The sequence below is a fragment of the Chitinophaga sp. 9-1-y genome (genome assembly GCF_059511905.2).
In genome coordinates this window covers 8093096-8118821 of sequence record NZ_CM197955.1, presented here as the reverse complement: position 1 = coordinate 8118821, position 25726 = coordinate 8093096, and the positions used below count along the sequence as shown (strand labels likewise).

At 45.7% G+C, this 25726-nt stretch carries 20 protein-coding genes; 14 read left to right on the top strand and 6 right to left on the bottom strand.

From position 1 onward, the window contains the following. The first annotated feature begins 9 nt into the window (after positions 1-9). The 4 genes from AC5ZC7_RS32445 to AC5ZC7_RS32430 are packed head-to-tail and all read left to right on the top strand — an operon-like array spanning position 10 to position 2782. Positions 10-843, top strand: a complete 834-nt coding sequence (locus tag AC5ZC7_RS32445; RefSeq protein WP_496161223.1) for an ATP-binding cassette domain-containing protein — start codon at positions 10-12, stop codon at positions 841-843. 9 nt (positions 844-852) lie between these two features. After that, positions 853-1665 (top strand): hypothetical protein, encoded by an 813-nt coding sequence (locus tag AC5ZC7_RS32440; RefSeq protein ID WP_496161224.1) that lies wholly within the window; start codon positions 853-855, stop codon positions 1663-1665. A gap of 12 nt (positions 1666-1677) precedes the next feature. Then, positions 1678-2049, top strand: coding sequence for a GntR family transcriptional regulator (locus AC5ZC7_RS32435; RefSeq protein WP_496161225.1), 372 nt, complete (start codon positions 1678-1680; stop codon positions 2047-2049). 1 nt (position 2050) lies between these two features. Next, positions 2051-2782: a hypothetical protein gene (locus tag AC5ZC7_RS32430; RefSeq protein WP_496161226.1), complete on the top strand. Its 732-nt coding sequence runs from the start codon at positions 2051-2053 to the stop codon at positions 2780-2782. 135 nt (positions 2783-2917) lie between these two features. Here AC5ZC7_RS32430 and AC5ZC7_RS32425 read toward each other — a convergent pair whose 3' ends face one another. The 5 genes from AC5ZC7_RS32425 to secA all read right to left on the bottom strand — a co-directional run bounded on the left by AC5ZC7_RS32425 (position 2918) and on the right by secA (position 9150). Then, a complete protein-coding gene (locus tag AC5ZC7_RS32425; RefSeq protein ID WP_496161227.1) occupies positions 2918-4093 on the bottom strand; it encodes an amidohydrolase in 1176 nt (391 codons plus the stop codon). Then, entirely contained in the window at positions 4077-4520 is a 444-nt protein-coding gene (locus AC5ZC7_RS32420) for an SPOR domain-containing protein (protein ID WP_496161228.1), read from the bottom strand. Before AC5ZC7_RS32420 ends, AC5ZC7_RS32425 begins: the two co-directional genes overlap by 17 nt. 31 nt (positions 4521-4551) lie before the next feature. Continuing rightward, complete coding sequence (gene deoC / locus AC5ZC7_RS32415) at positions 4552-5220, bottom strand: deoxyribose-phosphate aldolase (protein WP_496161229.1); 669 nt, start codon at positions 5218-5220, stop codon at positions 4552-4554. Between the two features lie 113 nt (positions 5221-5333). Continuing rightward, positions 5334-5663 carry a four helix bundle protein gene (locus AC5ZC7_RS32410; RefSeq protein ID WP_496161230.1) on the bottom strand — a complete coding sequence of 110 codons (330 nt, stop codon included), beginning with the start codon at positions 5661-5663 and terminating at the stop codon, positions 5334-5336. 160 nt (positions 5664-5823) lie between these two features. Next, positions 5824-9150: a preprotein translocase subunit SecA gene (gene secA / locus AC5ZC7_RS32405; RefSeq protein WP_496161231.1), complete on the bottom strand. Its 3327-nt coding sequence runs from the start codon at positions 9148-9150 to the stop codon at positions 5824-5826. Positions 9151-9784: 634 nt separating this feature from the next. Here secA and AC5ZC7_RS32400 point away from each other — a divergent pair. The 10 genes from AC5ZC7_RS32400 to AC5ZC7_RS32355 all read left to right on the top strand — a co-directional run bounded on the left by AC5ZC7_RS32400 (position 9785) and on the right by AC5ZC7_RS32355 (position 24202). Continuing rightward, a complete protein-coding gene (locus AC5ZC7_RS32400) occupies positions 9785-13498 on the top strand; it encodes a hypothetical protein (RefSeq protein WP_496161232.1) in 3714 nt (1237 codons plus the stop codon). A gap of 8 nt (positions 13499-13506) precedes the next feature. Further along, on the top strand, positions 13507-14448 hold the full coding sequence (locus tag AC5ZC7_RS32395) for a hypothetical protein (RefSeq protein WP_496161233.1): 942 nt from the start codon (positions 13507-13509) through the stop codon (positions 14446-14448). Between the two features lie 158 nt (positions 14449-14606). Next, positions 14607-14738, top strand: coding sequence for a hypothetical protein (locus tag AC5ZC7_RS32390; protein ID WP_496161234.1), 132 nt, complete (start codon positions 14607-14609; stop codon positions 14736-14738). A gap of 354 nt (positions 14739-15092) precedes the next feature. Next, positions 15093-16382, top strand: a complete 1290-nt coding sequence (locus AC5ZC7_RS32385; RefSeq protein WP_496161235.1) for an MFS transporter — start codon at positions 15093-15095, stop codon at positions 16380-16382. Positions 16383-16404: 22 nt separating this feature from the next. After that, positions 16405-17568: a Gfo/Idh/MocA family protein gene (locus tag AC5ZC7_RS32380; protein WP_496161236.1), complete on the top strand. Its 1164-nt coding sequence runs from the start codon at positions 16405-16407 to the stop codon at positions 17566-17568. Positions 17569-17589: 21 nt separating this feature from the next. Next, complete coding sequence (locus AC5ZC7_RS32375) at positions 17590-18645, top strand: sugar phosphate isomerase/epimerase family protein (protein WP_291920499.1); 1056 nt, start codon at positions 17590-17592, stop codon at positions 18643-18645. Positions 18646-18702: 57 nt separating this feature from the next. Continuing rightward, on the top strand, positions 18703-19122 hold the full coding sequence (locus AC5ZC7_RS32370) for a c-type cytochrome (RefSeq protein ID WP_496161237.1): 420 nt from the start codon (positions 18703-18705) through the stop codon (positions 19120-19122). Between the two features lie 33 nt (positions 19123-19155). After that, positions 19156-19878 (top strand): 3-keto-alpha-glucoside-1,2-lyase-like domain-containing protein, encoded by a 723-nt coding sequence (locus AC5ZC7_RS32365; RefSeq protein WP_496161238.1) that lies wholly within the window; start codon positions 19156-19158, stop codon positions 19876-19878. Positions 19879-20030: 152 nt separating this feature from the next. Next, on the top strand, positions 20031-20780 hold the full coding sequence (locus tag AC5ZC7_RS32360) for a ThuA domain-containing protein (RefSeq protein ID WP_496161239.1): 750 nt from the start codon (positions 20031-20033) through the stop codon (positions 20778-20780). Positions 20781-20791: 11 nt separating this feature from the next. After that, complete coding sequence (locus tag AC5ZC7_RS32355) at positions 20792-24202, top strand: ThuA domain-containing protein (RefSeq protein ID WP_496161240.1); 3411 nt, start codon at positions 20792-20794, stop codon at positions 24200-24202. Between the two features lie 117 nt (positions 24203-24319). Here the strand turns inward: AC5ZC7_RS32355 and AC5ZC7_RS32350 are convergent, their stop codons facing one another. Then, the gene (locus tag AC5ZC7_RS32350; protein ID WP_496161241.1) at positions 24320-25720 is read right to left on the bottom strand and encodes a SusD/RagB family nutrient-binding outer membrane lipoprotein; all 1401 of its coding nucleotides are present in this window, start codon (positions 25718-25720) and stop codon (positions 24320-24322) included. Between the last annotated feature and the right edge of the window lie 6 nt (positions 25721-25726).

The following is a 25726-nucleotide window of genomic DNA, read 5'->3' as shown; positions in this document are numbered from 1 at the left end:
TCACACGATATGATTAACATCCAATCCCTGACATTCAGCTATCGGAAAAACAAGCCGCTGTTTGAGCACCTGCAACTAAAACTGGAAGCAGGCCATATCTACGGTTTACTCGGAAAAAATGGAGCAGGTAAATCTACTCTCCTGAAGCAAATAGCCGGCCTGCTATTCCCCGATGGCGGCACCTGCGAGGTAATGGGCTATACCTCCGCCAAAAGGCAACCCGCCTTTCTCCGTGAACTGTTCCTGGTACCCGAAGAATTCTATTTGCCGAAAGTGAGTGTTAAAAAGTACGTCAACCTCTATGCTCCATTTTATCCCAACTTCGACGAGGCCGCCTTTTCCAGGTACCTGAAAGAGTTTGAAATTCCCCGCGAACAGCAGTTAACAGAGATGTCTTATGGTCAAAAGAAAAAAGTACTGATCAGCTTTGCTTTAGCCACCAACACCAAAGTGTTGATTATGGACGAACCCACCAATGGCCTGGATATCCCCTCCAAAAGCCAGTTCCGTAAGGTAATTGCAGCCGCTGTTACAGAAGATAAGTGCATTGTCATTTCTACCCACCAGGTACGTGACCTCGACAACCTGATAGATAGCATTGTGATCATAGATGGTCATAAAATTATTTTCCGGGAAGATGTACAAACGGTAACGGATAAACTGAGTTTCAAAACGGTGAGCCGTATGGAAGAAACCTCCGGTGTATTGTTTGCCGACAGTAGTCTCCGCGGCCATACCATTATTACTAAAAACACCGGCAACGAACAAAGTAAAATCGACATGGAACTCTTGTTTAACGCGGTATTGACTAATCAGCAACCTATCAGGGAAATATTCAACTAATTATATCTCATGCAAGCAAATAACGTTTTCAACCTACAGCGCATGCAGCTTTACCTGCAGAAGCACTTCGCAGATCAACTCCGGTTTTACCTGATGGGAACCTTAGCGATACTCGGATTAGCCGCTGCATTTGGCATACTAATGCCCCTGGCACATACCGAGATTCGTCAAACTAGTAATGTTGTTCCATTTTATTATATAGGCTTGTTTGCCGGCGGCCTGCTGTTCACCAGCAGATCTTTTAATGAACTGGCTCATAAAGAAAAAGGAATAGATTTTCTCCTGCTCCCGGCATCACAATTCGAAAAATTCCTGACCACATTTCTTATCAGCACTATTGGTTTCTTCGTGTTTTATCATGTAAGTTGCTACCTGGCTATCAATATCTTTGAAAAGGTACAAGTGTCTCTGACAGGCCGCCATATAGAAAGAGATTATAAATTCTTAAGTAACCCGAACGAAAAAGTATATTTCTACTACGCTTACTTTGTACTGCAATCCATCTTCCTGTTTGGCGCCACCTGCTTTCATAAATATAGTTTCATTAAAACCCTGCTCTGCATATTCGTCTTTCTGTTTGGACTATATGTAATTAATTGTGTACTGATTACGGTCCTCTTTGGCTGGCAAGGGGAATTCTGGAAAAGATCTGTACCCTTTTTCATGGTAGCTAAACTGGATGGGGGGCCTATCAGCTGGCATACTACTGTCTATGTCATTCCCCGCTGGTTGTCAGATACATACCTGTTTATTGTCCGGTTTATATTAGCCCCTGTATTTTGGACATTGGCCTATTTCAGATTGAAAGACCAGGAAATATAAAACTTTTGTGAGATGGAATTCAAAGAAACACAAGCCATATACGTACAAATCGCGGATTACGTCTGCGAGCAGGTACTCCTTCATAAGTGGCAACCAGAAGAACGTATCCCCTCTGTGAGGGAACTGGCGGTTTCACTGGAAGTGAACCCCAATACCGTGATGCGTACCTTCGAGCTGCTACAGCAACAGGAAATTATTTACAATAAAAGAGGTATCGGCTACTTCATCAGCCCTGATGCACTTAAAAAAATCAGACAGGTTAAAAAAGAAGCATTCATCAGTAATGAACTGCCCAGCTTCTTCCGCAACCTGTATTTGCTGGATCTCAGCGTGGATGAACTGAAACCTCATTACGAGAAATTCAAAAAAACTAATTTCAACTGATATGAAAACGAGTAAAAAATTAATGATCGGTTTTGCTGGTATACTCGTGCTTTTGATGCTATTTTCTGCTACGCTCTTAAGAGTGAATTATAGTAAAGGTATTACCAACGAGAAACAATACAATGCAACTCCGGATACAATTGACTTACATATTCAAGAAGATGCACTTGCCCCATTTCAGGTAGTCGTATTTAGGAATGGTCAGGATGATTTAGCCACGGAGAAAGTGCTCACCAGGGGCGATGGCGCTACGTATACTGAACAGATTACACAACGTGTTAATAATGTCAACATTCAACACGGGGAAAAATTTGAGCTGGTCCATAACGACAGTATAAGCAAGCGGCAATCGGGAGATACGCTGTTTGTCACGTTGATTAAACAGGGCGACATCACACTTATTTGTCCATCATTAAAAGCCATTCAAAACAACTATTGCAATATTTCTTTGAGTGAATTCAACCTGCCGCAGCTGCAAATTACAGCTGGTGCTAAAACAGAAGTTCATCTTACCAATAACCAGATAAAGTCTTTAACCTATAGCGGCGAAAAGGAAAATAGTCTCTCCCTGAATAGCAAGAATACCCTGGATAGCTTAAAGATTACCATGGGGAAAAATGGGGCACTCCGGATGGAAGATATCACCTACAAAGTAGCTGACATCAAAGTAGATAGCTTAAAAGCACTGGAAGTGTATGGCGGGACTATCAGCAGCATTAAACAAATTCATTAACAAGCGCGACACACGCTAAGCAATAATTTCTATCGATATAGTAAGGGCTTATTTTCTAATCAGCCCTCTTTCTTCAAAAAAATATCTAATAAAAAAAGCCCCGATTTTCATCGGGGCTTTTTGATGTATAGTATCTTAAAACTGCGTTGCCAGATAGGCCATGGTACCCATTCCTACCTCTATCGCCTGTTCATCAATATCAAAAGTAGGCGTATGTACACCGGAAGTAATTCCCCTGGCTACATTACCGGTACCCAACCTGAAAAAGCAGGCAGGTACTACCTGTGAATAAAAGGCAAAATCTTCTGCCCCCATCCTGATTTCTGTATCTCCTACATGCGCTGCATCAAGATACTCCGTAGCGAAATGACGTGCTTTGCGGGTTACTTCTTCATTGTTATACAACGTAGGATAACCCACCAGTATTTCAATGTCGATTTCAGCTCCCATCGCTTCTGCAATGCCGATGGCCTGCTTGCGGATCAACTCGTGTGCCTTAAAGCGCCAGGTTTCATCCATCGCCCGGAAAGTACCCATCAGCTTTACTTCGCTCGGGATAACATTGGTGGTAAATCCACCGTTGAAAGCACAGATGGATAATACAGAAGGAGAGAAAGGATTATTGTTACGGGAAATAATTTGTTGCAGACTCACTACCAGCTGGGAAGCCACGAGAATAGTATCTACGGTCAGATGTGGCTGCGCCGCGTGGCCGCCTTTACCCTTGATCGTAATATATATTTCATCGGCACTGGCCATGTATTTGCCTTCGCAGAAACCCAGCTTACCCGCTTCCAGGGAAGGATGCACGTGCATACCCAGGATAGCATCGGGGCGTGGATTTTCGAGCGCACCTTCTTCAATCATAATACTGGCGCCTCCGGGATGTTTTTCTTCTCCCGGCTGAAACAATACTTTGATCGTTCCTTCAAACTGATCTTTCAGTTCATGTAATATTTTGGTAGCGCCCAATACGCAGGAAGTATGTACATCATGTCCGCAGGCGTGCATAACGCCAGGATTGGTAGATTTATAAGATACTTCATTGGCTTCTGTAATCGGCAGTGCATCGATATCGGCACGGAGGGCAATTACTTTGGAAGCGGGGTTCTTTCCTTCAATCAGGGCAATGATGCCGGTACCGGCAACACCTGCCCGAAAAGGAACACCATAGGCAGTTAATTGCTGCTGTATATAAGCAGTAGTTTCAAATTCCTGGAAGGATAGTTCCGGATGTGAATGTAAATGCCGCCTGATGGCAGTAAATTCCGGTGCATAAGCCTTCGCCAGCTCTTTAATACGGTTCTTCATTCGACAGTTCTTTATCCAGTGACACGTTGATAATGGCAGGTACTACAAACACACCTCCTGAAAACAGGTCGGATAATTTGTCCCGTAATTCGGCTGCTTCTTCACGGGTTTTAAAATCGCCTACGCGCACTTTAAAATAGGGGGCCTGGTAATCGAGATAGGTACGATAATCGCCATAAAGCTGCATTACTTTTGCTTTGGCTTCATTGGCATCGCCGCGTTTGTTGGTGGAAATCACCTGTACCCGGAAACCGGACTGGTTGCGGATGGCGAGTGTGTTAATGTAGATCTGTTTTTTAATCAGCACATCCACACGACTATCTTTCACCACCCTTACGCCTCCGTTGGCGGCTGTTGCATTGTCTTGCGCCATGGCCGCCCAACTACTTCCCAACAAACAGCAAACCAGGATGAATAACTTTTGCATGAATACTGTATAATTAACTATGAATAATTATTTATTGCGCTGACGCGTCCTTACTTTCCTTCACAATGTTCACACTGGCACTGGCTCCTATTCTGGTCGCTCCGGCCGCTATTAGCTCCTGGGCGAATACAAAGGTACGAATACCACCCGAAGCTTTTATTTGTATGTTAGCCGGTAAATTAGCCCGCATCAGTCTTACTGCTTCTACAGTAGCTCCTCTTTCTGCATAACCGGTAGAGGTTTTCATGAAATCAACCCCGTATTTGGCATATAGCTGGCAACATTTCACGATCTCTTCTTCCAATAATATGCCACTTTCAATAATGATCTTGATTACTTTTTGCTTTTCCCGGATGATATACATGATATTGGCAATCTCTTTTTCCAGGTATTCCCAGTCATTGTTTTTGATAGCGGAGATGTTAATCACCAGGTCCAGTTCATCTGCCCCGTCTACAATGGCCAGTACAGTTTCAGCTACTTTAGCCTCTATTGCAGAATAGCCGAAGGGGAATCCTATTACGGTGGCTACTTTGGTATTGGTAGCACCCAGGAATTGTTTGGCCAGCTTCACATACAACGGGGGTACGCAGGCGGCTGCAAAATCGTACTCTACGCATTCCATGCACAATTTCTTTACATCTTCCAGTGTAGTAGTAGGTTTTAATATAGTATGGTCTATGTATTTATTGATATTCATGGAACAAAAGTAAAGAATTACGAATTACGAATTACGAATTACGGAGTTGTGGGGGAGATCTAAGCGGATTTTGATGGAGGATCAATGGTATTTTCTTTGTCTTTTATTGTTTTCTATATTGATCCAATAATGCGAAGTAATTCATTACAGTCAGTCATTAATGATGTAGCCAACACAGGCTCAAGTAATTGACAGTCTTTTAATATTTTTAACCAATAACGGGTTTCTCTCGCCTCCTTGTAGGATATACTTAATTTATTAATGAAATCCTTACGTGAAGAAGCCCCCACGGCTTCTTCAATATTAGCCCCTACTGAGGTTCCCGAGCGTAAGACCTGAAGTATCAGGGTCCTTTCAACACCATTCTTAATCAGATATTGGAACATTTTCACTATTCTAAGGCTAAATAAGTAGCTCTTATCCAGGAGTATATTCTTTTTCATGAGAACAAGGCATTAACAAACAAAAAAGGGCCGCAGTTCAGCATTTTAATATGCTAAATCTGCGACCCATAAAAAATATAATCTGCGTTTACTACATTTACCTCATCCTCACAAATCTTCCCACAACTCCGTAATTCGTAATTCGTAATTCGTAATTCTACTACGCATTCTTACCATGGCATTGTTTGTATTTCTTTCCGCTACCACAAGGGCAAAGGTCATTACGACCAATTTGTGGTCCCTGATGACGGATAGGCTCTGATTTCACTTCTTCTGCAGTCTGGAAATCCGGGCCGGCGACCTGATGACCGTTATGGTCTAACAGGTCTTCATGAGAGGCACGCATGCGGCTCATATCTGTTTTTTCTTCCACTGCTTCCCTGATTTCAGGCTCTGTTTCCTGTGCCTGGTTATTATTTACAGGGATACCGCATTTAGACAGGAAGGAAACGATATCGCGGCTGGTTTCACCATCCATTTCCCTGAACAGGTTGAATGCTTCAAACTTATAGATCAGCAATGGATCTTTTTGTTCGTACACCGCACTCTGTACAGATTGTTTCAGGTCGTCCATGGCGCGCAGGTGCTCTTTCCAGGACTCATCGATCAGGGCCAGGGTGATGCTGCGTTCCAGGGCGTTCATGGTTTCTAGCCCTTTGGTTTCTACTACTTTCTGTAGGTTCGCCATTACATTAATACCTTTCTTACCGTCTGTAAACGGAATAGAGATATTTTCGATGTGTTGACCCTGTTCTTCGTAGATACGCTCAATCACTGGCAGCGTGTTGCTGATCAGTTCATTTACTTTGCGGGTATAGTTACCTTTTCCTTCGTGATATAATTTAGATGCCAGTGTTGAAGCATCCGTTTTATTCAGTTCTTCACGGGTGATAGCCGTATCGATAGAGAAGTTCATGATAGCATCCATTTTGAACGCTTCATAATCTCCGCTTCCTTTGTGGGTATTCACCATGTTTTCCGCTACATCATAGAAAGCGTTGTCGATATCGATAGCCAGGCGTTCGCCAAACAATGCGTGGTTACGTTTTGCGTAGATCACGGTACGTTGCTTGTTCATAACGTCATCGTATTCCAGCAGGCGCTTACGGATACCGAAGTTATTTTCTTCTACTTTCTTCTGTGCTCTTTCGATGGAGCGGGTGATCATGCTGTGCTGGATCACTTCTCCTTCTTTGTAGCCCATACGGTCCATGAGGCCGGCAATACGTTCTGAACCGAACATACGCATCAGGTCATCTTCCAGGGAAACGAAGAACTGGGAAGTTCCCGGATCACCCTGACGACCGGCACGACCACGTAACTGTCTGTCTACACGACGGCTTTCATGTCTTTCTGTACCAATAATTGCCAGACCACCGGCTTCTTTCACGCCAGGTCCGAGCTTGATATCCGTACCACGACCCGCCATGTTGGTGGCGATGGTTACGGCGCCAGGCAAACCTGCTTCCGCTACGATCTGTGCTTCGCGGGCGTGCTGTTTAGCGTTCAATACGTTGTGTGGCACTTTATCGAAAGTCAGCATTTTACTCAGCAACTCGGATACTTCCACGGAGGTAGTACCTACCAGTACCGGGCGTCCTTTTGCCTGTAATTGCTTGATTTCATCGATAACGGCTTTATACTTATCCCTTTTGGTTTTATATACCAGGTCTTCCGCATCAATACGGGAGATGGGGAGGTTAGTAGGAATGGTTACCACATCCAGTTTGTAGATTTCCCACAGCTCACCAGCTTCTGTAGAAGCGGTACCGGTCATACCGGCCAGCTTGTGATACATACGGAAGAAGTTCTGCAGGGTAATGGTAGCAAAGGTTTGGGTGGCGGCTTCCACTTTCACATTTTCCTTGGCTTCAATGGCCTGGTGTAAACCGTCGGAGTAACGGCGTCCATCGAGGATACGACCTGTTTGCTCATCTACGATTTTCACTTTACCATCCATTACAACGTATTCTACGTCTTTATCAAATAAAGTGTAGGCTTTTAATAATTGTTGTACGGAGTGGATACGATCTGACTTAGCGGCAAAGTCTTGCAGTAATACATCTTTCTGCTGCAGTTTTTCTTCAGGAGAAACTGACAGTTTTTCAATTTCTGCCAATTCAGAACCTACGTCTGGCAGAATAAAGAAGTTAGCATCTTCTCCACCTTGTGTGATCAGGTGAATACCTTTATCGGTGAGGTCTACGCTGTTTTGTTTTTCTTCAATTACAAAGAACAGGCCTTCATCTACTTTAGGCATTTCGCGTTGCTGATCTGCCAGGTAGTAGTTTTCTGCTTTCTGTAAAATAACACGGTTACCGGCTTCACTGAGGTATTTGATCAGGGCGCTGCTCTTTGGCAAGCCTCTCCAGGCGCGCATCAGGGCCAGACCACCAGTCTTCGGATCATCTTTACCTTCCGCAATCAGCTTTTTAGCTTCCTGCAGGTATTGGTTTACCGATTTCTTCTGCATTTCCACCAGGTATTCGATACGTGGTTTCAGTGCGTGGAATTCCTGTTCTTCTCCGCGGGGGATAGGACCGGAAATGATTAATGGTGTACGGGCATCATCCACCAATACGCTATCCACCTCATCCACCATGGCATAGTGATGTTTACGCTGTACCATTTCATCGGGATTGTGTACCATGTTATCACGGAGGTAGTCAAAGCCGAATTCGTTGTTGGTACCATAGGTAATATCTGCCAGGTAAGCGTTGCGGCGTTCGGCCGTATTAGGTTGGTGTTTATCGATACAGTCTACTGTAATATCGAGGAATTCGAAGAGGGGGCCGTTCCACTCAGAGTCACGACGAGCCAGGTAATCGTTCACGGTTACGATGTGAACGCCTTGTCCGGCTAATGCGTTGAGGTAAGCAGGCAGGGTAGATACGAGGGTTTTACCTTCACCTGTAGCCATTTCTGCGATTTTACCCTGGTGTAATACGGTACCACCAATCAGCTGTACATCGTAGTGTACCATGTTCCAGGTAACGCGGCTGCCGGCAGCGTTCCAGCTGTTTTGCCAGATTGCTTTATCGCCCTGGATGCTCACGTAATCCCCTTTCAGGGCCAGTTGGCGATCCAGTTCAGTAGCGGTTACGGTAAGAGTGGTGTTATTAGTGAACCGGCGTGCAGTTTCTTTTACAACGGCAAAAGCCGCAGGCAGCAATTCTTTCAGTACTACTTCCAGTTGCTTGTCGCGGTCTTTTTTAAGTGTATCTATTTCCTGGTAAATGGCGTCTTTTGCGGTTACATCTTCTTCTTCGTCTGCAGCGGTTTGCTTATCCGCTATTTCTTTATCAATACCGGCGAGATGTTCGGCGATGCGCGCGCGGAAATCCTGCGTTTTACGGCGCAGATCATCTATTGACAGGGATTGTAGCTTTTCGTACTCCTCATTAATCTGCTGCACCACTGGAGCGATGGATTTAATATCCCTTTCTGATTTATTCCCTCCAAATAGCTTTGATAAAAAACCTAACATGTTAAATGTTTAATTACGAATTACGATTTCTATTTTATTGTAACCTAACCCCATCCAGGCTGAGTTCATTATCAGTTGATATTTCCTGCTTCCCCAGCCTGTGGCACTTAGGCGGCGGGCTTAGTCAGTTGGATAGACGGCATCCTGATTACTCAAATATTGTGCTTGTGAGGAAAGACTGTCAAGGTGTCAGTTTTACAGCTTTCTGGGCAAGGCCTGTAAAAGTAGGAATAAATTTGGTGATTTGGGAGAGATTTTACGGGGATTTCGCAATTTATCTACATCAATTAACATATCCTTGATATTTGGGGTAAAAGCAGGCAGGGGAGCGGTTTGTGAGAGAACAACAAGCATCCTGGATACCTTTTTTATTCACTTGTCAATGACCTGCTGCAACCACCATGCATTGTCATTCCCGGGAGGTATGCGCACACCCTGCAATAAGGACTATGCCTGTCACTACACCTTTTTACTGTAGCTGCAAAAATGACCTGATAGCACGATTATGCACTAAATCATTAACGATAATGTTTATATATTTGAACCAACTTATCCCAAAGGAGAGTGCACCCTATTACCTTAACAACCGCCAACAAATAACGAATCCCTATTGCCCGTACAAACCCACAGCAACATGATAAGAAACCTTATTCTAACTTTCATTGGATTATTGATTGTTTTCGTCAGTAATGGACAACAAGTTTATCAGATCCGTGCCGATAGTGTTCGTATCTACAATGTATGCGACACTGCAGAACTCATCCTTGAAAACCGGACCCAGGGTATTTCCGGCTTTTTGTATAACAAAGGCCGGGGGCGTACCGAATTCAAAAAAATCAGACTGGAAAAAATTGGCAACAGCCAGATTGCTATCTCCGGACAAGATACACTGGATTTAAGCACATTACCCGGATTAAGTGGTGTAGATACTATTTATCGTTCCGGTGATAATATCGTTTACAGGAAATATGGCCAGCAGTATAGCATTGCTGCCCCGGCAGGTAACTCCTCTAACTACATCCAAAATCAGAGCGCTGCTCCACAGGCTAACAGCACGTTCTGGATTAATAACGCCGGCATTATGCGAAGCCTTAAAACCGCCAGTAATATAGGCGATGGACATTGGGATCTCTACTCGGGCACCTCTCCTGTAAATACAAACATCCGATGGACGGTACTACTCACCAAAACAGAAAGTGGCGGCAACACAGGCGCCGACTTCTCCATTCAACGATATGCCGATAACAATGGTGGCGTCATCAGCGTTCCCTTGGTGATCAGCAGAGCTACCGGGATCGTGAACCTGAATAATGGCTTCAGAGGCGCCAACAGCTCCGGTATAACCGGTAGTGGCGCCGCAGGTAGCAATTATTCCTGGCTGGGCTTTTACGACAACGGCAACACAAATAGAAGTGGTTACGTTGGTAAAGGCAGTGCTACCACAACAGATATTCATTTAACCAGTGATAGCGGTAATGTTATATTGATTCCAAAAGGCACCGGTGTCATAGGGCAACTGATTGTATCCCCTACGATAGCGAATTATACCGGTGGACAAATCACATTAAGCCACCCGCTTGCCAACAACATTTCATTTGGGAAAATTGGTATTAATCCACCCGCATTTACCACACGTAGTGTGGGAACTAAAATTGTGCTGTTTGATAATATAACTGCCACATCAACAGATTACGCAATTGGTGTGGAAAACGATCATCTCTGGCAAACAGTTCCTACCACTGCGGCTACATCTGGCTTTAAATGGTACGCAGGCACCACATTGCTATCCCGCCTGGATGGCACAGGCGTGCAGGAATGGAGTAACATGGGCCGGTTTAAAGGCTATACCCAGGGCGGCACAGGAACAGGCGCTGAAATATACTTTGGCGGAGGAATGGCTTATTTCAACGGATTTGACCGTACCAATAACATCTACACACCAGTGGTACTACAAGGAGGCAATACCAGCACTGGCCGGTTATTTATTATTGATGGTACCGGCTACAAATTCCCCATGCTTTCCAATGTGGGATTATTAGGCACAGATGCCAGCGGTTATCTGACAGATAAATCTGCGGCCTATGCACCAGCAACTGGTGCTGCCAATTACATACAAAATCAGGCTACTGCCATACAGCCTTCCAGTAATTTCTGGATTTCCGGCGCTGCTGCCGCCAACAGATTTGCAGCATATGCTCCTGTAGCCACTACCTCCGGCGACTTCATGATGTTTGAAGGCAACTCTGTAGCTGGCGGAAATTTAAGATGGCGATTTCTCAGAGCAAATGCAGAAAACACAGGAAACACGGGAAATGATCTGCTCCTGCAGGCGGCTGATAACAATGGTCAGTTGTTATCTACTCCAATGAGCATAACGCGCTCCACAGGTGTTACCAACTTCTCTCAAATTCCTGTTGCCGCAGGTAATCCTGTATTTACAACTGCCAACCATACACCAGGAACCGTATTTGCCCCCACGTTAACCGGCAGTAATGTATTGGCCAGTTTCACGACTAACAGTGCCGGTCACGTTACAGCAGTTACCACCAGAACACTGGCAGCCACCGACATTGGCGCAGCTCCCGCTACTGGTAGCACCAGTTATATACAGGACAGAATTGCCTCCGCACAAGTAGCCAACAGCTGGATTTCAGGCAACAGTGTAGCAAATACATTGGCAGGGCTAAATCCCACTACCGCAGCTACACCCGGATCTCAAAGCATCAGGCTTTACAACGGTGATTTTGTGCCCGGCAAATTAAGATGGTCCATGGGACTAATGAACACCGAAACAGGCAGCAATTTAACAGGTTCAGATCTAATTTTATTCCGGTATACAGATGCTGGTGCATTACAAGGCACCGCTATGGTAATGAACAGAAATACGGGCCTTATCACAATGCCATATGGCTTCAGAGCGGGTAATGGGTCTGGCATTACCGGCACTGGTGTGGGTAACAGCAATTTGTCCTGGATAGGCTTTTTTGAAAATAATAATACCACCAGAAGCGGTTATGTAGGTAAAGGCAGTGCCTTAAATCCTGATATACACCTGGTAAGCGACAGTGGTAATGTGATATTGATACCCAAAGGAATAGCAACAACCGGGCAGTTGATTTTATCTCCCACGATGTTGAATTATACCGGTGGTCAGATTTTATTAAATGAGGCAACCGCAAATAATGTTGCTTTCGGCAACGGTGGTGTAAATCCCCCAACATTTACCACACGTAGTACCGGTACTAAAATAATGCTTTACGGTGGTATTGCCTCCAGCTCAACAGACTTCGCCCTGGGTGTAGAGAGTAATCATATCTGGCAGGCAGTGCCAACTTCCATCACTTCAATGGGATTTAAGTGGTATGGTGGCACCACGCAAATAGCCAGATTAGGTGCAACAGGGAACCAGGAATGGGCAGGTGCAGGAAGGTTCCAGGGAGCCCCCTCACCAACTTCTGATGGTACCGGAAGCGCTATTGAATTAGGATACGTGAGCGGTACCGGCGTAGTACAATCTGTTAATAAAACGGGTAACTTATACCTGCCTACACGCATTATTGGAGGTTCCGGCGCCGCCTCTCCTGCCTTTAAAACTTTCCTGGTTGATAATGCAGGTTATAGAATCGATCTCCTCAATGTTGGCATACTTGGTACTGATGCAAGCGGGTACCTGGCAGACAAATCTGCTGCTTTCGCAGCGGCAACGCATACGCATACACTCACTTTAACCGGTGCAGTAACAGGGAGTGGCGCAATAACGGGAAGCATTGCCACCACGCTGACTGCCTTCGATGCCGCCAAAATAACTACCGGAACAATAGCACCGGCGAGATTGGGTACGGGCACCGCCAGCAACACCACCTTCCTGAGAGGTGATGGCACCTGGCAAACTGTTTCAACGGCCGTACCTACCCTCCAAAGCGTTACTACCGCAGGCGCAACTACCAGTGTAGCGATTAGCTCTACTAACACCATTACTTCTACAGGATTTTATCAGTCTTCTCTAAGATCCCTGAAACAAAACATTAATGATTATACCGGCAACGCGACCGATATCATTAATCATTTTAAAATAAGAGAGTTCGAGTATAAAAAGAATCCAGGGAAAAAAGTAGTGGGTATTATCGCAGATGATGAAGCGGAAATTATCTCCGGAAAAAATCATGATCGCTTCGATATGATGAATGCCATGGGTTTACTACTCAAAAGTGTGCAGGAACTCCATCAGCAGAATGAAAAAATAAAACAAACCAGCGAACAGTTGCAAACAGAGAACAACGACCTGAAAAAACAATTGCAATCGCTGATGGAAAGAATGGAAAAATTAGAAAAACAGTCGTCCAAATAACTGCAGCCATGAAAAATATACTCATCATTTTTGGATGCTTTTGTTGTAGTTTTTACTCCTCGGCGCAAAGTTTTGTGCCCACGCATAACTATATTAAACAGAAAGTAACGGATGGATACTTTACTACAAAGGCCTCCGTGACATGGCCCAGCGACGACAAGTGCATTAACAAACAGGAGGCCCTCAATTACCTGAATATTGCTCCTTCTTATTTGCCCGCAGATGAGCGGTCTCCCTGGTTTTCAGAACTGGTACCCTGCCCCAACTCAGTGGTGTTAACTGCTATGCCCACACAAAATGTGTATGCTGCATGTGGATCATATATTTTGGGGACCGGCTACCCGGTGGATATTGAACATTTTTGTAATCGTTCCCGCATTACCGGTAATCCTTTCTGGGAGGCAAACCCAACAGAACAAAGCCTCTGCGGATTCGACTGTGCTCCGTCATCTACCATGGCATTAGCAAAAATGGCGGCCAATACAGATACCACTCACAAGGATACAACGCTAAAAAGCCTGCATACAGCCAGTTTGCTGGCAACCACTTATGGCGGCCCTATGAACAGGGCTGGTGTTTGGGCCAATGTACCCACTATGCAATGGGTAACCTTTTCCGTTAAAAGAACACTGACCAGAAGCGGTACCTATTATATCGGCGTAGCCGCCGATAATCAGTTTAAGGTAAGTATTGATGGAGTGGAAATAGCAAAATATACCAGCAGTAATCAGGGGGCTTTTGAATTTTGGTTTATCCTTCCGGTTACCATGACAGCCGGCACGCATGTCATTACTATTTCAGCTAAAGATGATAGTAGTCCTGCCGGCGTGGCAGCGGAAATGTACGACAATACGGAAGCAGAAATACGTGCGGCAACCAGTTATAGTATGCTAAATCTTGTTTTCAGTACCAAAGATATGGTAGGTAGTGCCACCTATATGTGTTATTGACAACAATAAAAAGCAAAAGCTATGGAGGCGAAGGACTAAAGTGGACACTATACCCGCTTTAATCATTCGCCTCCATAGCTTTTATGGTTAGGCCTTCAGCTATTGCTTAAAGACCAGCTGTATCGTCTTCTCTAATCCGCTAAAAAAATCGGATAAAAATGCCGGTATACTCCTGCAAATACAGGACGACCCCTGGCCTGGTGGCCCTCCAAAACATCTTCACGGCGCAAACCGTTCATCATAATAATATTACTGCCCCGGTGGGTTTAGGTGGCGGACTTCCCCACTAAGATGACCCATTAGCCCACGAAAAGAAAATTTTCAAGTAAAAAACAGGCGGATGGCGGTGTACCGGGTACTTTTGGCAGGATTCTTCCCAATACCAGCAAAGAAAATACATGATCATTTTTTTTCATCCCACCACAGTGGGACGCTTCAACCGCTTATCCTGAAATTTAACCGCCCTAATACGGCATTAACACTTCATTTAAAATGTAAAACAAGACATTAGCGAAAGAAATCAAATTTTTCCAGAAAAATGCACAGAATCCATACAAAAAGATGGAAATATGCAAATACTTTTTATAAATTTAAAGGTTTAATCGCCGTTTTTTAACTTTTATTTAGACAAAACATCCACGTTTATGGCAAATGTAATACAGCCACAAAAACTGTTCGTAGCCAGCTGCATGGCCCTGCTGGTAACATCGTTGTCCTTTGGTATCCGCGCAGGCATTCTGGGCGGACTTGGTGTTGAATTTCACCTGGATATTCAACAATTGAGTATTATTGCCGGTACCGCTTTCTGGGGCTTTCCCCTGGCAGTAGTATTAGGTGGTTTTATAGTAGATGCCATAGGCATGAAACGACTGCTCCTCGCAGCTTTCGTGTTGCACCTCCTGGGTATTGTGCTGACAATATTTGCCAATGGTTTCTGGTCCCTGTTTATATCCACCCTGTTTATAGGAATGGCTAACGGTACCGTAGAAGCGGCCTGTAACCCGCTGGTAGCTACCATTTTCCCGGATAATAAAACTACTAAACTCAACCACTTTCACCTGTGGTTCCCTGGCGGTATCGTAATAGGTACCCTGCTGGTATTCCTCCTTTCCAAGATAGGCCTTAGCTGGCAGCTGCAGGTAGCCACCATGATTATCCCTACACTGATCTATGGTTATCTCTTTTTGAAACTCGACTTCCCTGTTACTGAAAGGGTGGCTTCCGGTGTTTCTTCTGCCCAGATGTATAAATCCATCGCCAGCCCGCTGTTCATCGTGATGTTTATCCTCATGTTTGGTACCGCTATCACAGAACTGTTCACCGGACAATGGATCAACGTATTATTAAGCAACGTTACACAAAATGCGATCCTCATCCTGGCATTAACCGCCGGTGTGCAAACACTGGGTAGAGGCGTAGCCGGACCAGTGGTACATAAAATATCTCCTACCGGCGTATTGCTGTTCTCCGCCATCTTCTCTGCATTGGGCTTATATTTATTATCCCATGTATCGGGTAATATGGTGTTTGTGGCAGCATTTATTTTTGGTATGGGTGTTACCTATTTCTGGCCAACCATGCTGGGCTTTATCTCAGAAAACATTCCGCAGTCAGGCGCACTGGGCATGAACCTGATGGGTGGTGCAGGTATGTTTGCCGTATCTGTTTACATGTATTTCATGGGTGGTTTCTATGACAGCATTATCACCAAACAATTACCTGCCGGCGCTTCGCTGGATGCATACCGTTCTGCAGCTCCCGGCAGCCCCGAAGCGACTGCGTTTGCAAAGGCCACTGCGTTTGCCGGCCCCGAAATCCTCAATGCCACACTGATCATCCCTGTGATGCTCATCGTTGCATTTGCAGGCCTGTTCTTCTATATGCGCAACCGCAAAAAAACGGAAGTACCTGTTAAACATGTTGAAGTAGTATAACTAATAAAAGATAATTGTATATATGACACGGAAACTCAGAATGGGAATGATCGGAGGCGGTAAAGACGCCTTCATTGGAGCAATTCATCGTATTGCCGCTAATATGGACGGACTCATTGAACTGGTGGCAGGCGCCCTCAGTATCAATAACGACATCGCAGTAGAGTCAGGTAAAATGCTGTTCCTCGATCCGGAGCGTACTTACCTCGACTTCAAAACCATGCTGGAAAACGAAGCGAAAATGCCGGCAGATAAACGTATGGACTTTGTGACCATCGTTACGCCTAACTTTGCTCACTTCGAACCAGCTATGATGGCGCTGGATCTCGGTTTCAACGTAGTAATAGAAAAGCCAATCACTTTCTCTCTTGAGGAAGCCAAACAATTAGAAGCCAAAGTAAAAGCAACCGGCTTAACCCTGCTGCTCACACATACTTACACCGGCTATCCAATGGTAAAGCAAGCCAAACAAATGGTGAAAGACGGTGCTTTGGGTAAAATCCGTAAAGTATGGGTAGAATATCCACAGGGTTGGCTCAGCAAACTCAGTGAAAGAGAAGGCAATGCCCAGGCAGCCTGGAGAACAGATCCTAAAAAATCAGGTAAAAGCGGTTGTATGGGCGACATTGGTACCCACGCGGCCAACCTCGCAGAATATATTACCGGCGCTAAAATTGAAAAATTATGTGCCGATCTGAACATCATGGTACCCGGCCGTGCGCTGGATGATGATGGAGCAGTATTACTCCGCTTCGACAATGGCGCTGCTGGTGTGCTGATGGCATCACAGGTAGCTGCCGGTGAAGAAAATGCGCTGAAAATCCGCGTATATGGAGAAAAAGGTGGCCTCGAATGGGCGCAGCACGAACCCAATACCCTGCTGGTAAAATGGCTGGATAAACCTACTGAAATCTACCGCGCAGGTGGTGGCTATACTTTCCAATCCAGCTACATGACCCACAATACCCGTACACCGGGCGGTCATCCGGAAGGATACCTGGAAGCATTTGGTAACCTGTATCGCAACTTCGCACAAACTTTAGCGGCGAAAATCGACGGCGTTACCCCATCTCCGGAATCACTGGATTTCCCGGGTACAGCAGAAGGCGTACGTGGTATGGCTTTCATCGATAACGTAGTACGTTCTTCTCAGAGCGATGCAAAATGGACAAACTTCGAGATATAGTATCATAACCAGCACGAGTGTATGAAAACGATCAAAGGACCCGGCATTTTTCTGGCGCAATTCATGGGAGATGAAGCGCCTTTCAATAACCTGAAAACCATCTGTGAATGGGCAGCTTCTATCGGTTTCAAAGGGGTGCAAATCCCTTCCTGGGATAGCCGCCTGATAGACCTGCAGAAGGCAGCGGAAAGCAAAACCTACGCAGATGAAATCAAAGGCATCGTGAATGCAGCAGGACTGGAAATAACAGAACTAAGCAGCCACCTGCAGGGACAACTGGTAGCAGTAAATCCTGCCTTCACCGAAATGTTCGACGGATTTGCACCCGCACAATATCATAATAACCTGGCCGCCCGTACCGAATGGGCGGTAAACCAGCTGAAATATGCAGCGAAAGCCAGCCGTAACCTGGGACTCAATGCCCACGCTACTTTCAGCGGTGCTTTGTTATGGGCGCCAGCCATGTATCCATGGCCACAACGTCCGGCAGGACTGGTAGAAACCGGCTTCGCTGAACTGGCGAAACGCTGGCTGCCTATCCTCAATGAATTTGATGCCAACGGAGTAGATGTATGTTATGAAATCCATCCGGGAGAAGACCTGCACGATGGTATTACCTTCGAGCGCTTCCTGGAAGCTACCGGTAATCATAGCCGCGCCAACCTCTTATACGATCCAAGCCACCTGTTACTGCAATGCCTCGACTACCTCGAGTACATTGATATCTACCACGAAAGAATCAAAGCGTTCCACGTAAAAGACGCGGAATTCAATGCCACCGGACGCTCCGGCGTTTACGGCGGATACCAGTCGTGGATCAATCGCCCGGGACGTTTCCGCTCTCTCGGCGACGGACAGGTTGACTTTAAATCCATCTTCAGTAAAATGGCCCAATACGATTTTGCCGGTTGGGCAGTAATGGAATGGGAATGCTGTATCAAACATCCGGAAGACGGTGCCAGAGAAGGTGCGCCGTTTATCAAGGATCATATTATCCGTGTTACCGAAAAAGCATTTGATGACTTTGCAGGTGCCGGCACTGATGATGCTTTTAATAAAAGAATACTCGGTATTTAATTCAAATTTATCCATCGATCGTTTACGTAAACAATAACCAAATAAAAAAATCAACAAATGAGAAAGAGATATCTGGCGCCGCTGGTACTAAGTGTTTTATTCTTTGCAGCATGCGGAGGAGGTGAAAAAAAACAAGAGAAAGCTGACAGCGCAAGCACTCACGAAAGCGCAGCAGCAGATAATTCCATGGTATCACCTACTGCCAACAAACCTGTTAGCAAAGGCGAAACCCTGATGGCAGCAAGCGATTGCAAAACCTGCCACAAAGAAGAAATGAAAGTGGTAGGACCCGCACTGAAAGATATTGCCGGCAAATACCCTAACACACCGGAAAATGTGGATAAACTGGCCGATAAAGTAATCAAAGGCGGTTCAGGCAACTGGGGAGAAGTAGCAATGTTACCACATCCACAGGTTTCAAAAGAAGATGCGAAAGAAATGGTAAGCTATATCTTATCATTATCTGCCGCCAAATAATTGTTATCCAAACATAAACACAATTCATCCGGCATGAAAAAATTAATCATCGGAGCCTTCGCGGTAGGCGCTTTATTAGGTACTTCCGCGGTGAAAGCCCAACAATTAAATACCTTATCGGCTAAAGAAAAGAAGCAGGGATGGGTATTGCTGTTCGATGGTACTTCTACCAAAGGCTGGCACACTTACCTGCAATCTACCGCCAGCCCGGCCTGGAGCGTAGCTGATGGCGCCATCGGCCTGAACCAGGCAGCTAAAAAGAATGGCGCTCCCGGTGGTGACCTCGTTACTGATGCAGAATATGAAAATTATGAGCTGACGTACGAATGGAAAATTTCTCCTGGTGGTAACAGTGGCCTGATTTTCAGCGTTCACGAAGATCCCGCTTTAAGCCAGACTTACCTGTCAGGCCCTGAAATGCAGGTACTCGATGATGCCGGACATCCGGATGGCAAAAATCCCAAACACAATGCCGGTGAGTTATACGATCTCGTAAAAGCTTCCAGCAGACCTGCCAAACCAGTAGGTGAATGGAATTCCGCCAAAATATACAAGAAAAACGGCCACCTGATCCTCTGGCTCAATGGTGTGAAAATGGCAGAAACTACCATGGGTACCCCTGAATGGGATGCACTGGTGGCTAAAAGCAAATTCCACGATTGGAAAGACTTCGGCAAATATGCCAAAGGACATATCGCACTGCAGGATCACGGTAACGATGTATGGTACCGTAACATGAAAATAAAAGCTCTTTAAAATAAGCAGAAAGCGAAAAGCAAAAAGCAAAAAGCTATTGTAGCGAATGATCCAAGCGGATATTTAATCTTAGCATTCATCATTCACCACAATAGCTTTTTGCTTTCTGCCTTCGGCCTTCTGCTATTATTCATCAATTCCCACGTAAAACAATGAAAGCACTAACCGCGCTTATTGCACTCCTGTTCCTTGCCAGCACTTTTTCCGTGCAGGCAAAAGATAAAAACAAACACAAGACCAAAAAGGTACTCGTGTTTTCAAAAACAATGGGCTTTCGCCACGACTGCATTCCTGCTGCCAAATTGGCCATCATGAAACTGGGTAAAGAAAACGGCTTCGACGTAGATACTACAGAAGATGCCAGCGCCTTTACCACCGACAACCTGAAAAAATACGCCGCCGTGATTTTCAGTTGTACCACCGGCGATGTACTCAATGATGCACAACAGGTAGCATTCGAAAATTATATCCACAAAGGCGGCGCCTGGATGGGTATTCACGCAGCTACTGACACGGAATACGACTGGCCCTGGTATAACAAACTGGCCGGCGCCTGGTTCCTCAGTCACCCACATCAGCAACAAGCTACGCTGAAAGTCGTTGACCACAACCATCCCGCTACCAAAGACCTGCCAGACGAATGGATCCGCAAAGATGAATGGTACAATTTCAAAGACCTGAATCCTGATGTACACGTGCTGATCAAAATCGATGAGAGCAGCTATACCGGCGGTAAAAACGGTGATAACCATCCTATGTGCTGGTATCACAGCTTTGAAGGAGGACGTGCGTTCTATACGGAAATGGGTCACGTAAAAGAAGCTTACGAGGATCCCGTGTACCTGAAACATTTACTGGGAGGCATCCAATATTCAATTGGCAACTGGTCTCCTAAAAAATAACCCGCTATATCATGAAACATACCATAAAACTTATTTTGCTGCTGGCCCTCATTGTGGGCATAGCGGCGTGCAAAAAAACACGTCCGGGTAAACCGAGAGTTCTCGTATTTACCAAAACGGCAGGCTATCACCACGGCTCTATTCCAGCTGGTATCGCCGCTGTACAAAAACTGGGCGTGGAAAACGGATTTGAAGTTGACACCACTACCAACGCGGAAAAATTCAATGAAGATACCCTGCAAACCTACTCCACGGTGATCTTCCTGAATACCACCGGCGACGTCCTCAACAACTACCAGGAAGCAGACTTCGAAAGATATATCCAGGCAGGCGGTGGCTACGTAGGCGTACACGCAGCAGCAGATACGGAATACGAATGGGGTTGGTACAACCACCTCGCCGGTGCATGGTTCCAAAGCCATCCTCCGGGCGTTCACAAAGCAATGATAGACGTAATTGTAAAATCATTCCCTGCAACGGAAGGTCTTCCTGAAAAATGGGAACATACCGACGAATGGTATAACTATAAAAATGTAGATACCACTACCACCGTGCTGCTGAAGTTAGATGAAAAATCTTACGAAGGCGGTATCATGGGCGGTAATCACCCTATCAGCTGGTACCATGATTACGATGGTGGCCGTGCTTTCTACACCGGCCTCGGTCACACGGAAGAATCTTACACCGACAGCTTATTCCTGAAACACCTGGCTGGTGGTATTAAATACGCCATCGGTAAAAACCAGGTGCTGGATTACAGCCTGGCTAAAACCCTGCGCGTACCGGAAGAAGATCGCTTCACTAAAAATGTACTGGTATCCGGCGAGTTCTTCGAACCAACGGAAATGGCCGTACTCCCTAACCTCGACATCCTTGTGGCACAACGCCGTGGAGAACTGATGCTCTACAATGCAGCAGAAAAGAAATTGTCGCAGGTAGGTTTCCTGAAAGTATATCACCACACCGATGTACCTAAAGTGAATGCAGAAGAAGGATTCCTCGGCCTCGCCGCTGACCCTGACTTCAAAACCAACCACTTCATCTACGCTATGTATTCACCGGCGGATACGTCTGTGAACCGTTTGTCGCGTTTCAAATTTGAAAACAACAAACTGGATATGCAGTCTGAAAAAGTAATTCTCCAGTTCTACTCCCAACGCGATATCTGCTGCCATACCGGCGGTTCTATTGCCTTCGGACCAGGCGGACTGCTGTATTTATCTACCGGCGATAACACCACGCCATTTGATGAACCCGGTCAGAAATATGTGAGTAAAGGTTATGGCCCTACCGATGATCGTCCGGGTCACCTGCAATATGATGACCTCCGTGGATCTGCCAATACCAATGATCTGCGTGGAAAAATCCTCCGCATCAAAGTAGAAGCAGATGGCTCCTACACCATTCCTGAAGGCAACCTGTTCCCGAAAGGCACCAAAGGTACCCGTCCGGAAATATACGCCATGGGTACCCGTAACCCGTATCGTATGTCGATAGACCAAAAGACCGGCTATGTATATTGGGGAGAAGTAGGCCCTGACGCCAACAACGATGACTCGCTCCGCGGACCAAGAGGATATGATGAAATTAACCAGGCAAAGAAACCAGGTAACTTCGGTTATCCTATGTTCATTGCCAACAACAAGCCTTACCGCAAATACAATTACGAAACCGGTGAAAGCGGACCTTACTACGATCCGGCGAAACCCATGAACGAGTCCCGTAACAATACCGGCTTGAAAGAACTGCCTCCGGCTACTTCTGCCTTCATCTGGTATCCTTACGGCAAATCAGACGAGTTCCCGATTGTAGGTAGCGGCGGTCGTAACGCAGAAGCAGGACCTGTTTATCACAGTGAATTCTATCCGAAAGAAACCCGTTTCCCGGATTACTTCAACGACAAACTGTTTATCTACGACTGGATCCGCGGCTGGATCATGGCGGTTACCCTGGATAAAAACGGTAACTTCTCCAAAATGGAACGCTTCATGCCGCATACCAAGCTGAATGCCCCTATCGATATGGAAATGGGACCAGACGGCCGATTGTATGTATTGGAATATGGTAATGGATGGTTCAGCAAAAATGCAGATGCAGGCCTCTCCCGGATCGATTTTAACGGTGGTAACCGTGCACCGGTGGCAAACATCCACGCCGACCGCTTAACCGGCGGATTGCCCTTTAAAGTGAAATTAAACGCAGAAGACGCTGTTGATCCGGATGGCGACAAAATCACTTACCTCTGGAACTTCGGTAACGGTACTAAAAAGGAAACTACCGAACCAACAGTGGAATACACTTATACTACTGCCGGCGAATACCAGGTATATGTAGAAGTAGCAGACGACAAAGGTGCTAAAACAAAGAGCAAATCCCTGGACGTTTACGCAGGTAATGAAACCCCTGATGTAAAAATTGCCATCACTGGCAACCAGATGTTCTACTTCCCTGGCAAGCAGGTACAATACAGTGTGAACATCAGCGACAAGGAAGACGGCAACTCCGCAGATGGAAAACTCGACGTCAACAACATCTTTGTAAAAGCAGATTATATACAGGGACGTGATAAAGCGGGCGCGCCACAAGGCCACCAGATTATTACCGGCGCTATTGCAGGTAAAAATATCATGGAAGTATCTGACTGTAAAACCTGCCACAAACCAGACGAAAAATCTATCGGTCCTTCTTTCAAACAAGTAACCGAAAAGTATAAGAATGATCCTTCTGCCGCAGAAACACTGGCTAAAAAGATCATTAGTGGTGGTGGCGGTGTGTGGGGAGAAACAGCGATGTCTGCCCACCCGGGTATTTCCCTGGGAGAAGCCAAACAACTGGTGGAATACATTTACTCCATTGGTGGCAACGCGCCGAAAGTAAGCTCCCTGCCCGTTTCTGGCAGTATTAATCCTACTATGGGTGGTGAAGCCAAAGATAACGGCGTACTGTATATGCTGGCCAGCTACACCGATAAAGGTGGTCCTGGCATTAAGCCCATCACCGGTACTGCACAGGCAGAACTGATCAGTCCTGTACTGCCGGCAGCAGACTACAACAAAGCAGATGGCGTATCTACGTTTGCGGTAGACGGCATGAAATTCCTCATTCCTTCCAACACCGAAGGATGGGTAGTTTACAACAAGCTGGATCTGACAGACGTGAAAGGCATTGAGCTGACTTACATGGTACAGGAAACGCCACAGCAGGGTTATGTAGTGGAAGCTTTCGTTGATGATGCCAATGGCACCCGTTTGGGAGAAGTAACCATTGGACCGGGTGCACAGCCTAAAACGGCTAACAAAGTACATTACAACTTTGCCCCGGTAACAGACGGTAAAAAGCATAACCTCTATTTCCGGTTTAAAGCAACTGATGCTACACAGAAAGTACAGTTGGGAATATTATCATTTACTTTGCATCCGTAATAGAGAGCATAAAGCATAAAGCAAAAAGCTATTAAGGCGAATGATCAAAGCGAAAAATAATAATCGCTTAGGTCATTCGCCTTAATAGCTTTTTGCTTTACGCTTTATGCTTTCAGCTTAATTCGCATCCCACCATACGCGATCATTCAGTGTTACCTTCTGATCAGGTTGCGGGTTGGTCAGCGGCTCGCTGGCCGGATAAGGCCATCTGCGGGGAATGCTGTTAACCACTTCATCCTTGTAAGGCTTTAGCACAGGAAAGCCGGTACGTCTCCAGTCGTTATATACTTCCGGAGATAGGAAATTTGCGATATACTTCTCTGAAATAATCTGTTCCAGGGCGTTGGCAGTAGTTAACGCTGGTCTGGAAGCGAGATAGGTTTGCTGTGCTTCCGGAGAAATACCCAACATAGTCATATGCTGTGCAATGGCATTCTGGTAGATCGGCGCAGCGGCAGCGGCACCCTGTTTAATCAAAGTAGCTTCTGCTTTTATAAATAATGCTTCGCTATAAGTAGCCAGATAAAGGCTGGCTGCAGCACCGGCATAAAATTGATTCACGCGCGAAAATGATTCCCAATCGGGGGCTGGTACCTCACCTACTTTTCTGCCTATATAAACACCATCCTTACTTTTGGCTGCAATAACAGACAGGCGTGGATCTTTTCTAAATATCAGCGAATCAATAAATGACTTCGCCATTACTACACCACCTGCAGCTTCCTGGGTATTTACATACCACGGGCTTTCCGCCTGCCCACCACCAGTATAAGTTACAGCTGCATTATCTTTATTGTCAGCAAATCCATTAGCCAGCGCTGCCAGGGCCTTATCTGCCTGCCCGGCAGCAGTATGACCCGGCGCCTTGCTCAACCGCATCGCATAGCGCGCTTTAAGCATATACACAAACTTTTTCCATTGATCCATTTTACCGCTGTAAATGTAGTCTTCTGTTCCCGGAACTGCTGGTCCTGCAGGCTGTGCCATGTAATACAACGCGCTATCCAATGTTTGATCAATAGTAGCGTAAATCTCCTCTTGTTTGTCGTAAGGTGTCTGCTTCACCGTTGTCACTTTGAACCCTTTTGAAAAAGGAATATTGCCCCAAAGATCAGTAGTGATCGCCAGGTTGTATGCTATCAATACTTTCCCGATGGCTACATACCTGTTGTTATGCCGGCTTCTCGCAGAGTCAATCATCGTATTCAGGTTGTTGAAAACATGCGGATACAATGCCCAGCTCCAGGTATTTTCTACGTCTGGCGGAGTTACGTTGTAAGATTCTACGCTGGGGGAAGACTGGTTCAATGAAAGTTGCTGCATCCAGTACGATGATATGATGCCACAATAGCCACCTACTACCCAGGTACTGGTAGTAACTTCTGCCGGGCCCAAAATCATCGATTCCTGTACACTGGGCGGATTATTGGGATCATCGTTGATATCGAGGAACTTCTTACAACCGGTACCCAGCAAAACACTGCCGGCTACCAGGCATATCATCAGTTTATTTTTCATGTTGTT

Bases quoted from the DNA above. Each gene is read 5' to 3' on its own strand.
- AC5ZC7_RS32445 (WP_496161223.1), top strand. From the start codon at position 10: ATGATTAACATCCAATCCCTGACATTCAGCTATCGGAAAAACAAGCCG.
- AC5ZC7_RS32440 (WP_496161224.1), top strand. From the start codon at position 853: ATGCAAGCAAATAACGTTTTCAACCTACAGCGCATGCAGCTTTACCTG.
- AC5ZC7_RS32435 (WP_496161225.1), top strand. From the start codon at position 1,678: ATGGAATTCAAAGAAACACAAGCCATATACGTACAAATCGCGGATTAC.
- AC5ZC7_RS32430 (WP_496161226.1), top strand. From the start codon at position 2,051: ATGAAAACGAGTAAAAAATTAATGATCGGTTTTGCTGGTATACTCGTG.
- AC5ZC7_RS32425 (WP_496161227.1), bottom strand. From the start codon at position 4,093: ATGAAGAACCGTATTAAAGAGCTGGCGAAGGCTTATGCACCGGAATTT.
- AC5ZC7_RS32420 (WP_496161228.1), bottom strand. From the start codon at position 4,520: ATGCAAAAGTTATTCATCCTGGTTTGCTGTTTGTTGGGAAGTAGTTGG.
- deoC (WP_496161229.1), bottom strand. From the start codon at position 5,220: ATGAATATCAATAAATACATAGACCATACTATATTAAAACCTACTACT.
- AC5ZC7_RS32410 (WP_496161230.1), bottom strand. From the start codon at position 5,663: ATGAAAAAGAATATACTCCTGGATAAGAGCTACTTATTTAGCCTTAGA.
- secA (WP_496161231.1), bottom strand. From the start codon at position 9,150: ATGTTAGGTTTTTTATCAAAGCTATTTGGAGGGAATAAATCAGAAAGG.
- AC5ZC7_RS32400 (WP_496161232.1), top strand. From the start codon at position 9,785: ATGATAAGAAACCTTATTCTAACTTTCATTGGATTATTGATTGTTTTC.
- AC5ZC7_RS32395 (WP_496161233.1), top strand. From the start codon at position 13,507: ATGAAAAATATACTCATCATTTTTGGATGCTTTTGTTGTAGTTTTTAC.
- AC5ZC7_RS32390 (WP_496161234.1), top strand. From the start codon at position 14,607: ATGCCGGTATACTCCTGCAAATACAGGACGACCCCTGGCCTGGTGGCC.
- AC5ZC7_RS32385 (WP_496161235.1), top strand. From the start codon at position 15,093: ATGGCAAATGTAATACAGCCACAAAAACTGTTCGTAGCCAGCTGCATG.
- AC5ZC7_RS32380 (WP_496161236.1), top strand. From the start codon at position 16,405: ATGACACGGAAACTCAGAATGGGAATGATCGGAGGCGGTAAAGACGCC.
- AC5ZC7_RS32375 (WP_291920499.1), top strand. From the start codon at position 17,590: ATGAAAACGATCAAAGGACCCGGCATTTTTCTGGCGCAATTCATGGGA.
- AC5ZC7_RS32370 (WP_496161237.1), top strand. From the start codon at position 18,703: ATGAGAAAGAGATATCTGGCGCCGCTGGTACTAAGTGTTTTATTCTTT.
- AC5ZC7_RS32365 (WP_496161238.1), top strand. From the start codon at position 19,156: ATGAAAAAATTAATCATCGGAGCCTTCGCGGTAGGCGCTTTATTAGGT.
- AC5ZC7_RS32360 (WP_496161239.1), top strand. From the start codon at position 20,031: ATGAAAGCACTAACCGCGCTTATTGCACTCCTGTTCCTTGCCAGCACT.
- AC5ZC7_RS32355 (WP_496161240.1), top strand. From the start codon at position 20,792: ATGAAACATACCATAAAACTTATTTTGCTGCTGGCCCTCATTGTGGGC.
- AC5ZC7_RS32350 (WP_496161241.1), bottom strand. From the start codon at position 25,720: ATGAAAAATAAACTGATGATATGCCTGGTAGCCGGCAGTGTTTTGCTG.